Below are 12,596 nucleotides of genomic sequence, written 5' to 3' on the forward strand. Positions count from 1 at the left end.
GGTCGCCGACACCATCGAGCTCACTCGCCGGTCAGTGGGGCGCCCGGGTCCTTGCCGCGGAAGTAGACGTCGTCGCCGGAGGTGGCGGGGACCTTGCCGAGGGACTGGATCACGGTGATCGTCCCGGTGGCGTGACCGACGGCGTACAGATAGCCGGTGTTGGTGTCCTGGTCGATGCCCAGGAGGACGGTGCCGAGCTGGCCGCACTTCTGGGCGAGCAGGGTCTCGAAGCCCTGCCAGGTCGCGGCGCGGATCTGTTTCACGATCGGCTTCATTGGAGCGGTGGTCGGGATGTGGATCGTGTAGAGCGCGCCGCCGCGGGTGTTGGCGAGGAACGTGTCGTAGGTCTTGGGCTTGCTGATGAGCGCCATCGACTTCACCGCGGCGAAGCCCGGAGCGGATGCCTTGCTCCGCCAGACGCCGCCGAAGGTGTTCCAGCGGAACAGCACGCCGTCGCTGCGGAGTCCGTAGGTGTACACCCGCGAGATGCCGGCCTCGGTCGGTCCCTGGTACTCCGCCTCCTCCACTGCGACGAAGTTCCCCCAGCCGCCACCGATCCGGCTCAGGCCACGGTTGTCGATCGTGCCGTCGACGGCGTGATAGCCGCTCGAGTACAGCGCGTCGCCGATGATCACGTAGCCGTTGACGGTGAGCCCGCCGAACCCGTCGTCCCGTTCGGCCATCGAGCTGCTGACCTTCACCTGCCCCGGCGCGTAGACGCCGCGCGCCGTGACGTGACTGAGGATGACTGTCGGCGGCCGGGTCGAGATCACCGCTTGACCCCACTGGTCACCGGCCGGGGTCACCGACCCCACGCCCACCGAGCAGTTCGCCGACACCGCGGCTGTCGCCGTACCAGGTGCCAGTGCTCCCGCGACGATGAGAGCCGCCGTTCCGATTGCCTTGAACATCTCGCACCATCCCTTGGCCTCCACTTGACCAGATGCCCGGCGGTGCGGATTGGTTACGGGAGCGTGTGGCCGGCGGCGGTGAACAAGCGGTACCACTCCTCGCGAGTGAGGTCGACGGTCGCACCCGCGGCGGCTTCGCGGAGGCGGGCGGGGTTCGTGGTGCCGACGACGATCTGCATGCGGGCCGGGTGGCGGGCGATCCAGGCGACGGCGATCGCGGTGGGTGTGGTGCCGTGGTCGTGGGCGAGTTGGTCGAGGGCGTCGTTGAGGTCGGGGTAGTTCTCCCGGTCGCCGAGGAACACCCCACCGGGCGGCGGCTTCTGGAGGGATCCCCAGGTCTGGATGGTGATGTCCTTCAGCCGGCTGTAGTCGAGGACGCCGAGATCGCGGTCGGCCGACTGGTCGAGGCCGGTGATGTTGGCGGCCAGGCCCTGCGCGACGAGCGCGGCGTTCGCCACGCTGAACTGCATCTGGTTGACGACGAGTGGTTGCCGGACCGACCTGGCCAGCAGCTCCAGCTGCGCGGGCGTGTGGTTCGAGACGCCGAACGCCGCGACCTTGCCGCCGGCGTGGAGTTCGTCGAACGCGGCGGCCACCTCGTCGGGTTCGACCAGGGTGTCCGGGCGGTGGATCAGCAACAGGTCCAGGTAGTCGGTCCGCAGCGCGGCCAGGGACTGCTCGACGCTCGAAACGATGTGCTCGCGGGACGAGTCGAAGAAGCCGGCCCGGATGCCCACCTTGGACTGGATCGTCACCTGGTCCCGCTCCGAACTCGGGACCGGCTGCGCCTCGCCGTACCGCTGCTCGCAGCCGTGCGGGCCGCCGTAGATGTCCGCGTGATCGAACATCGTCACCCCGGCGTCCCGCGCCGCGCCGACGAGCTCGCGGATCTCGCCGTCGCTGAGCTTCTTGATCCGCATCAGCCCCAGCACCACCCGCGACACGACCATTCCGGCCCCGGTCAACTCGACGGTCTCCACTACTGCCTCCTGGTGAGATCGATACCAGGACTGTCTACCAGCCGCGGGCCCGCCAGGCGTCGAGGTGGGGACGTTCGGCGGCGACGGTGGTGTCGGAGCCGTGGCCGGGATGGACCACGGTGTCAGGCGGCAGCTCGAGCAGGCGCTGGACCGACGCGATGATCGCAGTGAAGTCGGAGAGTGGCCATTGGGGATCGGTCAGGCCGGGACCGCCGGGGAACAGGGTGTCTCCGCTGAGCAGGTGACCGGGAAGGCTGAGACAGAGGCTCCCCGGGGTGTGGCCGGGAGTGGACAGCAGTTCGACCGTCAGGGAACCCACGGAGAGCCGGCTGCTGTAGTGATCCAGCTGACCGTCCCAGAGTGGCAGGTCCGGGGACGGTCGCGGGAGGTTGCCGCTGGCAACGAAGTCGGGTGTCGCGGTGCCGGCGTCCAGGTGGCCGTGCTCGGCGAGGTAGTCGAGCTCGGCCGCCCAGACCCGGGCCTCATCTGGGTGACCGATGATCGGTACGCCGAACTCCGCGGCCAGCGCGGCGACGGCGAGGACGTGGTCGGCGTGGGCATGGGTGATGACGATGCCGGTCACGTCGAGATCGGACACCGCCTCGGCGATCCGGCGCGGTTCGTCACCGGGATCGACGATCAGCGCCTCGCGGCCGCCGAGTGGTCTCACCACCCAGCAATTGGTGTCCAGGTAGCCCACCACGATGCGCCGAAGCTCCACCCCGTTGGCCTCGTCGATCACGCAACCTGCTTCAGCAGCCGGTCGGCCCAGCCGGGATCGTTGTCCTGGGCAACGGGATAGCCGGACGCCCACGGCCCGACCCAATGCACCGTGATGCCAGGGTTGTGGACACCGCTCCCGTCCGGCAGGAACAGGTGCGGACTTCCTTGTACGGCGTCCGTCACGGCGACCGCGTGGTCGGCCATGACCGTTGACCGGGCCCGGCCGTCGTCCAGAGCCGCGCCCAGCGCAGCATCGTCGACCGTGTCCACCTCGGCGGCGACGTCGAGGATGACCTGGCGATGCCCGATCGACCGGGACTCCAGCCAGAACGCCCGGCGCAGCGCGTGATCGAGATCCTCCGATTGCCGCAGCCCCTGCGCCTTGGCCGCGTGCACGGCCTCGGCCGCGAGCAGCACTGTCGAGGGATACGTCCAGTCCGGCTTCGTCCACAGCCGGAACCCTGCATCCGGCTCCAACTGGCCAAGACCGACCGCCTCGCTGTCGGTGCCCGGCCGGGAATGCGGCCCGTTGAACAGTTCCAGCGCGAACGTGTGATGGTCGAGCCGCACCTGGTCATCGAGCCCGAGCCGCGCCCGCGCCGCCCGAAGCCGGTGAATCGCGACATGGGCGAACGGGCAGAGCAGATCCGACCAGACCTGGATCGTCCCCGGTGCGGCGGTCGTCGCGGTCATTCGTCCTCCTCGTGATCGGCGCCCGCCGGGTTGCTGGTGAACCGCTCCGGCCTGAGCAGAACCGCCGTACGGCGATCTGCCGCCATGGCGCGGTCGTATTCGTCGAGATCCGGGTGGTTGCCGCCGGCGGCGTGGTAGATGTCGCGCAACAACAACCGCAACTGCTCCGCGTCGATGCCGGGTAGCGCGTCGTCCGGTCCGGCGAGCTCGACCGGTCCACTGACCCCGACCCACTCCCAGCCCGCGCGAAACACCAACGTGGCTTGGGGATCGCGGCGCAGATTGGCGAGCTTCGCCGTCCGTCCGCGCGCGACGAACGCGACCACCTGCTCGCCGGTGAGCGGATGCTCCAGCACTCCGGCGTTCACCACCGAGGTGGCCGGCTCACCAGAGCGGCGACGGGTAACGAGCACGGCCAGCCAGTGATCCTGCCGGCCGAGCTGGGAGACAAGATCGAGTCCTCGGCGCACATCCATGCCGACGACATTAACGGACCGTGGTCCGTTTGATCAAGGCAGGTGGATCGGGAAGATGGTGAGCGGGTGCTTCCCGGGCACCAGTTGTCCGTACAGGACGATGGTTCCGGCCGGCACCGGGCCGGCGCAGCCCCGCAGGTCGACGTGAACCCGGACGCCCGGTCTTGTCGACCGCGGCTCCGCGGTGGCGGTCAGTACCGCCTGGCCGACCATGCGGCGCTGCTGCCGCACCACGAACTCCGTCGTCTCGGCGATTCCCTCGAGACGGCGCGGATCCGTGGGGGCCTCGATCCGGAAGCTCCCGGTCCAGCCGGTCGGGCTCTTGGTGAACGTCAGTTCGCTCAGGTGCAGCCCCTCCATCCCCGACGGCAGGGTGGGCGGGAAGCGCGGGTCCGCGATCGATCCGCACTTGGGCAGGTCGTTCCCGGTGGTCGGTCCGGGCTTCGTCGGCAGGCTCGGTGTCGGCGTCTGCTCCTGGGTTGCCACCGTGCCCGTGGTCTCAGGACCGGGCAGTACGGCGTACGCACCCACGGCGATCGCAGCAGTCGTCACCACGCCCGCGAGCCCGGTGATCGCGAGACGCCGCCGGCGGTGGCGCCGGATCCGGGGCACCAGACGGTTCTCGTCGACCCTGACCGTGCCGGTGGCTTCGGCCGCCATGGTCCGGACGAGGTGACGCAGGTCGTCGGAGGTCATTTCTTCGTCTCCTCGGGAATGGCGAGCTGGGTCGCGAGTTTCGTCCGGGCGTCGGCCAGATGGCGCTTCACCGTGCCCTCGGCACATCCGAGCTGATCCGCGATCTCCAGCACGGAGAGGTCTTCGTAGTACCGCAGGACCACACTCGCACGCTGCTTGGGCGACAGCGCTGCCAAGGCTTGCCGGACCTCGTCCGCGAGTGCGTGGTCGTCGTCGTGGTGGACGACGGGATCGACCAGGAGATGGCGGTTGGCGCGCCACAGCCGGGCGCGGCGACGGCCGTCGACGAACTGGTTGAGCATCGCGCGCCGGACGTACCCCTCGAGCTCTGCGATGTCGTCGCCGACCCGAAGCCGACAGAAGACCCGCAGCAGCGCATCCTGCACCAGATCGGCAGCGGCGGCGGGCTCACCCGTCAGCAGATAGGCGTACGCGCGGAGTGACGCCCCGCGCGCCGCCAGCAGTTCCCTGAAGACGTGTTCCCAGTCAGCCATCGGCCCCAGTCCTGTTGGATTCCCTGTCACCCACCTAGACGAACCAGGACCGCCGGACGTTGGGGGTCAGTTTCCATTGGCCCACAGCACGGGCTGGATGGCCGGATCGGTGTAGTCGGGGTCGGGGTTGTGGCGGACGAGGGTGTCGTTCGGGTGGGTGGAGCCGGGGCGCCAGTGGTTGTCGGTGGGCTGGAGGTGGATGGCGAGTGAGCGGCGCGGCGCCGTACCTCGGTTGGCCGAGCTGCCGTGGACGGTGCGGCAGTGGTGGAAGCTGACCTGGCCGCGGCGCATCCGGGGTACGACGGGGGTCGGGTCGAAGCTCTGGGCAACGATCGATGCCTCGAGGGCGGCCGCGTCCTGGGAGAAGAAGTCCAGGCCGGTGATGTCCCAGCGGTGACTGCCGGGCAGGAACGAAACGGCGCCGTTGACCTCGTCCACGTCGTGGAAACCGACCCACGCGGTGAGCATGTCGTCCGACGTACAGGACTGCCAGTACTGCCGATCGGTGTGCCACCCCACGCGGGCCGAGCCGCCGACCGGCTTCCGCAATAGCTGGTCGTGCCACAGCCGGATCCCGTCCGCACCGGACAACGCGGCCGCGGTCGCGCCGATCGCGGGGTGCCGGACCAGCGCGGCCAGCTCGTCCACCCGGAGCGAGGCGTAGTCGTTCTTCCTTAGTACGTCGCCGTCGGACGGCTGCCAGCCACGAGTCGCCGGCAGGTCCGGAAGGGCGTGGTCGTGGTCGCCGGCGTAGAAGCGCTCCATCCCGCGCTCGGCCGCGTCGAGCACCTCGGGCGGCACGATCACCGGCGAGATCCAGTAGCCGTGGTCACGGCAGAAAGCGATGTCTTCGGGTCCTGGAAGCATGCGAGAACCGTAGATAACCGGCCGGCTGGAAGCGTTGCCGTTGTTCAGGCGACTGGACACAATCTTCAGGTGTCCTTGTCCCGGCCGAGCGGCCTGCGCGCCGGCTTCCACGCCGACGTGCAGGACCCGGTCAGCGGCCTCGTGCACGCCGGTGAGCAGTGGGTCCCCGAACAGTTCCTGATCGAGCCGCACGACCATCCGGTCTGGGAGATCTATCTGCAACTGCACGGCATCACACACTGGGTAGCCGGCGCCGAGAGCTATGTCCTCCAGCCCGGCCACCTGTTCGCCGTACCGCCCAACCTCGAGCATCACCTGGCCGGGCGCTCCGGCAACCACCACTTCTACTTCGCCGCCATCGACCTCGAACCCGTCGTACGACGCCAACCGGCGCTGGCGATCTCGTGGCCGAAGACCGTGGTGCACCGGGAGGCGGGAGAGCTCGCGTACGCCTTCGCGCAACTGGTCCGCGAGCTCACCACACGGTACGAGTACGCCGACGCCGGCCTGGCTCTCGCGGTCGACCACCTCGTGCTTGCGGTCGCTCGGTCGATGACGCCGACCGCCGTGCCGCAGCTCGCGATGCATCCGTCGGTGCGGACCGTCAAACGGCTACTGGATCAGGAGTTCCACGAGCGGTGGACGCTGCGGCAGTTGGCGGATCGCGTCGGCCTCGCGCCGTCGTACCTGGCCGAACTGTTCGTCGACCAGCTCGGTCAGCCGCCGCATCGTTACCTCAACGAGCGCCGGATCGACCGCGCCAGGCAACTCCTCGAAACCAGCGATGTGACCATCACAGCGCTCGCCCTCAGCCTGGGTTTCAGCTCCAGCCAGCACTTCGCCCGGGTCTTCCGTCAACTGGCCGGCGTCACGCCGACCGGCTACCGCTCCTCGTCCGCGGCCGGGGGCAGGGTCGGGTAGTCGAGGATCGGGTAGAGGCCAACGGTGAAGCCGTACGTCGTGTCGCCGGATCGCGGCAGCTTGTCGAAGTCGTGGATCAGGCGGTCGACCTCGTGCCAGAACTCGGCGGCCCGCTCCGCCGGGATCCGTGCGTGCCGGATGAACGAGTACATCTGGCCCGCGTCGTACGCCGGTTTGGACTCCTCGGCCGCGACCTCGAAGTCGTTGAAGTCGTGCGGCAGTTCCCCGCCCTGGCGGCCGAGACCGATGTAGAACATCCGCGCGGCCCGGCCGTAGAACCGCTCCTCGATCGCCCGGACGCGGCGGGTCCGGACGACGCGCAGGATCCCGGCGTCGGTCAGCACCTTCACGTGGTGCGCGACCGTGCTCTTCGGGCGTTTGACCGCGGTGGCCAGCTCGGTCACGGTGGCGGCGCGCTCGTGCAGCAGGCCGAGGATCGTCGTCCGCAACGGGTCGCTGATCGCGCGCACCTGCTCCGCGGTGGTCAGCTCGATGGTGTCTGCCAGCTCGTAATCCGGCACCGGGCTGTTGATCGGCATGATCCGAATAGACTAGCATCACGGATTGTTCGAGATATTTGGATCATTGGAGCTGACGATGGCCGAGGTCGTGCTGTACCACCACGCGCAGGGGCTCACCGACGGGGTGAAGTCGTTCGCCGAGGAACTGCGCCAGGCGGGTCACACCGTCCACCTGCCAGACATGTACGAGGGTCATACGTATGCGACGCTCGACGAAGGGCTGGAGTATGCGAGGACGACCGGGTTCGGGGTCGTCAAGGAGCGCGGCGTCCAGGCCGCCCAGGGCCTCGGCAACCGGCTCGTCTACGCCGGCTTCTCCCTCGGCGTCATGCCGGCCCAGCAGCTTGCGCAGACCCGCCCCGGGGCGACCGGAGCGCTGTTCTTCTACTCGTGCCTGCCGGTGGAGGAGTTCGGTTCCTGGCCGGCGGGCGTTCCGGTCCAGGTGCACGGCATGGACGAGGATCCGTTCTTCACCGAAGAAGGCGGTGACCTGGACGCCGCCCGTGCCCTGGTCGCGGCCACCGACGAGGCCGAGTTGTTCCTCTACCCCGGCAAGGAGCACCTGTTCGCCGACTCGTCACTGTCCGGGTACGACGAGGCCGCGGCGAAGCTGCTGACCAGCCGGACGCTCGCGTTCCTCGACCCGATTCGCTGACGACTGCCTGACAGACAGCAACCGCCCACACCGTGACGGTGTGGGCGGCCGGGTTCCTCAGAGGGCGTGGAGTTTGGGGAACGGGGCGAGGATGCGCATGAGCTTCCCGGCACCGAAGTCGACGACTACCGCGTAGCCGCCGTCGACCGAGGTGATCCGGCCCAGGCCTTCCTTGTCGTGGGACACTCGCTGGCCGACCTCGAAAACCTTGACCGGGTCGGGCACGCGGGGTTTGAACGGGCTCGTGGACAGGTGACGACGCGTCGTCGCGCGGAAGGAATCCATAGCACCTTCAGTATGCGCCACCCGGCCGCGGAGAATCTTCACGATCAGGAAACTCTCGCGTCGGCGGTCCGTGTGGGCGCCGCTTCACCGGTCTGGACCGGTGAAGCGGGTCGGGGATGAAGGACGCGATCGCGAGGGCGGTCAGAGCGGCCCCGGCGCCGATCATCAGGACGCCGCAGAAAACCGGTCTGGGTCGTCACAGCTCGGCCGACGTCCCGGGTGCGCCCGTCACGAGGATCATGTTCTGGACAACCGCCGGGTGCGGCCGGGGCTTTGCGTAGGTTCGGTGCATGCGGGAGTTCAGGATCGAGGTGCCGGACGAAGCCCTGGTGGATCTGGCCGAGCGGCTGGGACGGATTCGTTGGCCGGGGCAACTACCTGGGGGCAGGTGGGAGCGCGGAGTGCCGGTCGACTATCTCCGCCAGGTCGTGGAGCGGTGGACGGAGTACGACTGGCGGCGGTGGGAGGCGCGGCTGAACGCGTATCCGCAGTACACGACGCGGATCGACGGGCAGACGATTCACTTCCTGCACGTGCGGTCGCCGCAGCCCGATGCGTTCCCGTTGATTCTCACCCATGGCTGGCCGGGTTCGATCGCGGAGTTTCTGCCGATCCTCGGCCAGCTCACCGATCCGGCGTCGTACGGCGGGGATCCGCGGGATGCCTTCCACATCGTGGCGCCGTCCGTGCCGGGGCACGGGTTCTCGGTACCACTCGAGTCGGCAGGCTGGAATCACGACCGGATCGCGCGGGCGTGGGCCGAGCTGATGGCGCGCCTGGGGTACGAGCGGTACGGCGCGCAAGGTGGGGACACCGGGTCGGTCGTGTCACCGCTGGTCGGCCAGGTCGATCCAACGCACGTGGTCGGCGTGCATATCAACGGGGGACTGGCCTATCCGGCGCTCGAGCCTGGTGATGTCGACCAGTTGAACGATGCCGAGCACGCGCGGCTGGCGGCGGCCGAGCAGCTGCGTGCGGTCGGGACGGGATACGCGGAGTTGCAAGGCACCCGGCCGCAGACGGTGTCGTTCGGGTTGAGTGATTCGCCGGTCGGGCAGTTGGCCTGGATCGTCGAGAAGTTCTGGGAGTGGACGGATCCGGCGCACGCGCTGCCCGAGGACGCGGTCGAGCTGGACCATCTGCTGACGGATGTGTCCATCTACTGGTTCACCAACACGAGCGCGTCATCGGCCAACCTGTACTACGAGAATCGCGCCGCGGCCGACGACGTCAAGCCGGGTGTGCCGACCGGGGTGGCGGTCCCGACGGATCCCGCGATCCGCCGGGTGCTAGATCGCCGGCACCGGATCGTGCACTGGTCGGAGTTCGCCCGGGGCGGGCATTTCGCCGCGCTCGAGGCGCCGGACCTTCTCGTCGACGACATCCGTGCGTTCTTCCGGCTGGTCCGGTAGGCGGGCCGGGGCAACGAAGTTGACGAGCGTCCCGTCGCGCTCCGCGGTTGCCTCGGGCCAGCGGCGGCGGACCATCCGGAGGGTCCGGTCGTTGGCCGCGCCAACGACGAACAGGAAGTGCCGCGCGCCGGCCGCGATGGCGTCCGCGGCCGCGATCGACAGCATCCGGATCCCCAGTCCGCGGTTCTGGTCGGCCTCGGCGATGATCGCGGCCAGTTCGGCAGTGGCCTCACCGGGCGCCCAGGCCCACATCGCGTGGCCGACGATCGTGGTGTCGCGGGTGGCGACGAACGCGGCGCCGGTCGGGCACAGCATCCGGAGCAGGAGCGCGGGCCGGGGTGGCCGGCCGATCGCGGTCTGGAAGCGGAAGTAGAGGCTGAGGTCCGTCATTCCGATCAGCATCCGTGACAGCTCGTCCGTGTCCGGTTCACCGGCCCGGCGGACGATCGGCGTCCGCATCGCCGTCGCCGGCCGCGGATCGCGGGTCCGGTCGGTCCTCTGAGTCTGGTTCACGGATTCAGCCTGACCGGACTTGGCTGAGTCTGTCAAGCGGACTTATCATCGTCCCATGACTGACCAGGTGCCCGAGGCGATGCGCTGGTCGACCGAGAACTGCACGATCTCCCGGACGATGGAGATCCTCGGCGACAAGTGGACCTTTCACGTGCTCCGCGAGTTGTTCGTCGGAGTCCGGCGGTTCGAGGACATCCGGGCCCGGGCCGGGATCCCGCGCCAGGTGCTGACCGATCGGCTCGCGGCGCTGATCGAGCGCGGCCTGATCCGCCGCCAGCCCTATCGCCTGCCCGGCCAGCGGGAGCGGTACGAGTACCGTCTCACCCAGGCCGGACTGGACCTCTATCCGGTGCTGGTCGCGATGATCCAGTGGGGCGATCAGTACCTCTCGATCGACGGCGGTCCACCGATCGAGCCCCGCCACCGCGGCGACTGCGGTGAACACGTGAGCGTCGTACTCCGCTGCGAGGCCGGCCACGAGCCGGCACCGCGCGAAGTCGCGCTCCGTCCCGGACCGGGAGCGCAGCTCCGCGCACTGGCCGGATAGGGACTACAGGACGGCGATCGCCTCGCGGAGTATGCGCTCGGTCTGGCGGGGCTGGGCGGCTGTGATGGACAGCGCGTCCATGGTGACGACGTACGCGTCGAGTTCCTCGCGCTTGTCGAGGTAGACGGCGCTGGTCAAGTGTTCGATGTAGACGATGTCCGGCAGATCGCTGTCGTTGTACCGCAGCAGCGTGAACGCGCCGCCGGTCGCGGTGTAACCGCCCTTGTCGAACGGGATGATCTGCAGCGTGACGTTGTGCCGCCGGGAGGCCTCGATCAGGAACTCCAGCTGGCCTTTGAGCACTGCCTTGCTGCCGATCGGCCGGCGGAGTACGGCCTCGTCGACGACGGCCCACAGCCGGGCCGGCCGTTGCCGGGTGAGCACTTCCTGGCGGCTCATCCGCAACGTGACGAGGCGCTCCTGCTCCGAGCGCGACAACGGCTTGTCCTGCCGGCCGAGCTGGACCACGGCCCGGGCGTAATCGGGCGTCTGCAGCAGGCCGGGGATGAACTGGAGTTCGAACGTTCGGATCAGGTCCGCGGCCATCTCCAGGCCGAGGTAGGAGTGGAACCAGTTCGGCGTCAGGTCGTCGTACCGTTGCCACCAGCCTGGGTTGTTCGCCTCGCGGGCCAGGTTGAGCAGCCGGTCGCGCTCCTCGCCGTCCTTCAGCTTGTAGAGCGTGAGCAGGTCGTCGACGTCGCGGACCTTGAACCCGACCCGGCCGAGCTCGAGCCGGCTGATCTTCGACTCCGAGCCACGGATCGCCCAGCCCGCGTCGGTCCGGGTGATCCCGGCTTCCTCGCGCAGGCGGCGCAGGTGTACGCCGAGCATGATGCGCAGGGCGGTCGGACCGCCGTACGCGCCCGGTTCCGTCACGCCTCGCCTCCCAGCAGCCTGTGTCCCGGTACAAGCAGTAGATCATTTCACAACAGATTGTGATTTCGTCCAGCCCGGCGCGCTTACACCATGTGTTCACGCGACCCTACTGTCAGTAGAGTCGGAACTACAGACATCCCGATCATCTGCGAGGCCCCACTGATGCCCGATGCCACCAAGGCACCCAGCTCGATCCCAGTGGGCGTCGACACCACCCGCGCCAGTATCGCCCGGGTGTACGACGCCGCGCTGAACGGCAAGGACAACTTCGAGATCGACCGCGAAGTGCTCCGCCAGGTCGCCACGGTCGCGCCCCAGGTCAACGACCTGGCCTGGTCGAATCGGAACTTCCTGATCCGGGCCTGCCGGTTCCTGGCCAGCCAGGCGAGCATCACGCAGTACCTGGACTGCGGCTCCGGCCTGCCGACGGCGGAGAACACCCACCAGGTGGTGCAGCGGCTGCTGCCGGAGGCGAAGGTTCTCTACATCGACAACGACCCGGTGGTGCTCGCGCACGGCCGCGCGCTGCTCGAGGAGAACGAGAACACCCGGTTCGTCAGCGCCGACATCTTCGACCCCGACGACGTGCTGAGCCTGTCCGAGGTGAACGACTTCCTCGACTTCAGCCAGCCGATCGCCGTGATCCAGAACGGCACGCTGCACCACTACGTCGGCGACGACGGCCCGCAGATCATGCAGAAGTACGTCGACGCGATCGTCCCGGGGTCGTACACGGTGATCGCGCACTTCTTCGACCCGGAGACGCCGGAGCACTCGCAGGTCGCGCGGATGATGGAGGAGAAGTTCGTCCACAGCCCGATGAAGAGCGGCGTCTTCCGCACCCGCAAGCAACTGCTCGAGTTGTTCCCCGACCAGGAGCTGGTCCCGCCGGGTCTGGTTCTGTGCGACGACTGGTGGCCGGACGGCCCGCGGGTCAAGCCGCTCAACCAGGTCGAGGAGTGCATCGCCGGCGGAGTCGGCCGCAAACTCTGACCGGTCCGGTACGACGGGGCGCCCGGGACCACT

General features: G+C 68.7%; 16 protein-coding genes and 1 pseudogene. 5 read left to right on the plus strand and 12 right to left on the minus strand.

Annotated elements, in window-relative coordinates; translation table 11 throughout:
* Positions 1–20 precede the first annotated feature (20 nt).
* From ACXC9Q_RS28395 to ACXC9Q_RS28430, 8 genes are all read right to left on the minus strand, one after another.
* Positions 21–911 carry a hypothetical protein gene (locus ACXC9Q_RS28395; protein ID WP_457059688.1) on the minus strand — a complete coding sequence of 297 codons (891 nt, stop codon included), beginning with the start codon at positions 909–911 and terminating at the stop codon, positions 21–23.
* A gap of 53 nt (positions 912–964) precedes the next feature.
* A complete protein-coding gene (locus tag ACXC9Q_RS28400; protein WP_457059689.1) occupies positions 965–1,891 on the minus strand; it encodes an aldo/keto reductase in 927 nt (308 codons plus the stop codon).
* A gap of 34 nt (positions 1,892–1,925) precedes the next feature.
* Positions 1,926–2,633 (minus strand): MBL fold metallo-hydrolase, encoded by a 708-nt coding sequence (locus tag ACXC9Q_RS28405; protein WP_457059690.1) that lies wholly within the window; start codon positions 2,631–2,633, stop codon positions 1,926–1,928.
* Positions 2,630–3,307 (minus strand): DsbA family oxidoreductase, encoded by a 678-nt coding sequence (locus ACXC9Q_RS28410; RefSeq protein WP_457059691.1) that lies wholly within the window; start codon positions 3,305–3,307, stop codon positions 2,630–2,632. Before ACXC9Q_RS28410 ends, ACXC9Q_RS28405 begins: the two co-directional genes overlap by 4 nt.
* The gene (locus tag ACXC9Q_RS28415; protein WP_457059692.1) at positions 3,304–3,783 is read right to left on the minus strand and encodes a TIGR03618 family F420-dependent PPOX class oxidoreductase; all 480 of its coding nucleotides are present in this window, start codon (positions 3,781–3,783) and stop codon (positions 3,304–3,306) included. Before ACXC9Q_RS28415 ends, ACXC9Q_RS28410 begins: the two co-directional genes overlap by 4 nt.
* A 33-nt stretch (positions 3,784–3,816) precedes the next feature.
* Positions 3,817–4,479, minus strand: a complete 663-nt coding sequence (locus ACXC9Q_RS28420) for a hypothetical protein (RefSeq protein WP_457059693.1) — start codon at positions 4,477–4,479, stop codon at positions 3,817–3,819.
* Positions 4,476–4,973, minus strand: a complete 498-nt coding sequence (locus ACXC9Q_RS28425) for a SigE family RNA polymerase sigma factor (protein ID WP_457059694.1) — start codon at positions 4,971–4,973, stop codon at positions 4,476–4,478. The genes ACXC9Q_RS28420 and ACXC9Q_RS28425 overlap by 4 nt, the downstream gene beginning before the upstream one ends.
* 66 nt (positions 4,974–5,039) lie before the next feature.
* Entirely contained in the window at positions 5,040–5,840 is an 801-nt protein-coding gene (locus ACXC9Q_RS28430; protein ID WP_457059695.1) for a phytanoyl-CoA dioxygenase family protein, read from the minus strand.
* A gap of 69 nt (positions 5,841–5,909) precedes the next feature.
* Between ACXC9Q_RS28430 and ACXC9Q_RS28435 the strand changes: the two genes are divergently transcribed.
* Complete coding sequence (locus ACXC9Q_RS28435; RefSeq protein ID WP_457059696.1) at positions 5,910–6,761, plus strand: helix-turn-helix domain-containing protein; 852 nt, start codon at positions 5,910–5,912, stop codon at positions 6,759–6,761.
* On the opposite strand, the gene ACXC9Q_RS28440 is transcribed toward ACXC9Q_RS28435, so the two are convergent.
* Complete coding sequence (locus tag ACXC9Q_RS28440) at positions 6,722–7,300, minus strand: ArsR/SmtB family transcription factor (protein ID WP_457059697.1); 579 nt, start codon at positions 7,298–7,300, stop codon at positions 6,722–6,724. The two genes, ACXC9Q_RS28435 and ACXC9Q_RS28440, sit on opposite strands and share 40 nt — an antisense overlap.
* A 58-nt stretch (positions 7,301–7,358) precedes the next feature.
* Between ACXC9Q_RS28440 and ACXC9Q_RS28445 the strand changes: the two genes are divergently transcribed.
* Positions 7,359–7,937 carry a dienelactone hydrolase family protein gene (locus ACXC9Q_RS28445; protein ID WP_457059698.1) on the plus strand — a complete coding sequence of 193 codons (579 nt, stop codon included), beginning with the start codon at positions 7,359–7,361 and terminating at the stop codon, positions 7,935–7,937.
* Between the two features lie 57 nt (positions 7,938–7,994).
* Here ACXC9Q_RS28445 and ACXC9Q_RS28450 read toward each other — a convergent pair whose 3' ends face one another.
* A complete protein-coding gene (locus tag ACXC9Q_RS28450; RefSeq protein WP_328523693.1) occupies positions 7,995–8,222 on the minus strand; it encodes a hypothetical protein in 228 nt (75 codons plus the stop codon).
* 290 nt (positions 8,223–8,512) lie between these two features.
* Between ACXC9Q_RS28450 and ACXC9Q_RS28455 the strand changes: the two genes are divergently transcribed.
* A complete protein-coding gene (locus ACXC9Q_RS28455; protein ID WP_457059699.1) occupies positions 8,513–9,634 on the plus strand; it encodes an epoxide hydrolase family protein in 1,122 nt (373 codons plus the stop codon).
* Between the two features lie 81 nt (positions 9,635–9,715).
* Here the strand turns inward: ACXC9Q_RS28455 and ACXC9Q_RS28460 are convergent.
* A pseudogene (locus tag ACXC9Q_RS28460) lies at positions 9,716–10,093 on the minus strand (GNAT family N-acetyltransferase); the annotation flags it as partial.
* A gap of 109 nt (positions 10,094–10,202) precedes the next feature.
* On the opposite strand from ACXC9Q_RS28460, the gene ACXC9Q_RS28465 reads away from it, so the two are divergent.
* Entirely contained in the window at positions 10,203–10,694 is a 492-nt protein-coding gene (locus tag ACXC9Q_RS28465; protein ID WP_457059700.1) for a winged helix-turn-helix transcriptional regulator, read from the plus strand.
* A 3-nt stretch (positions 10,695–10,697) separates the two neighbouring features.
* Here ACXC9Q_RS28465 and ACXC9Q_RS28470 read toward each other — a convergent pair whose 3' ends face one another.
* Positions 10,698–11,570: a helix-turn-helix domain-containing protein gene (locus ACXC9Q_RS28470; RefSeq protein ID WP_457059701.1), complete on the minus strand. Its 873-nt coding sequence runs from the start codon at positions 11,568–11,570 to the stop codon at positions 10,698–10,700.
* 162 nt (positions 11,571–11,732) lie between these two features.
* On the opposite strand from ACXC9Q_RS28470, the gene ACXC9Q_RS28475 reads away from it, so the two are divergent.
* Entirely contained in the window at positions 11,733–12,563 is an 831-nt protein-coding gene (locus tag ACXC9Q_RS28475; protein ID WP_457059702.1) for an SAM-dependent methyltransferase, read from the plus strand.
* Positions 12,564–12,596 lie beyond the last annotated feature (33 nt).

It is taken from the genome of Kribbella sp. CWNU-51, assembly GCF_054073265.1.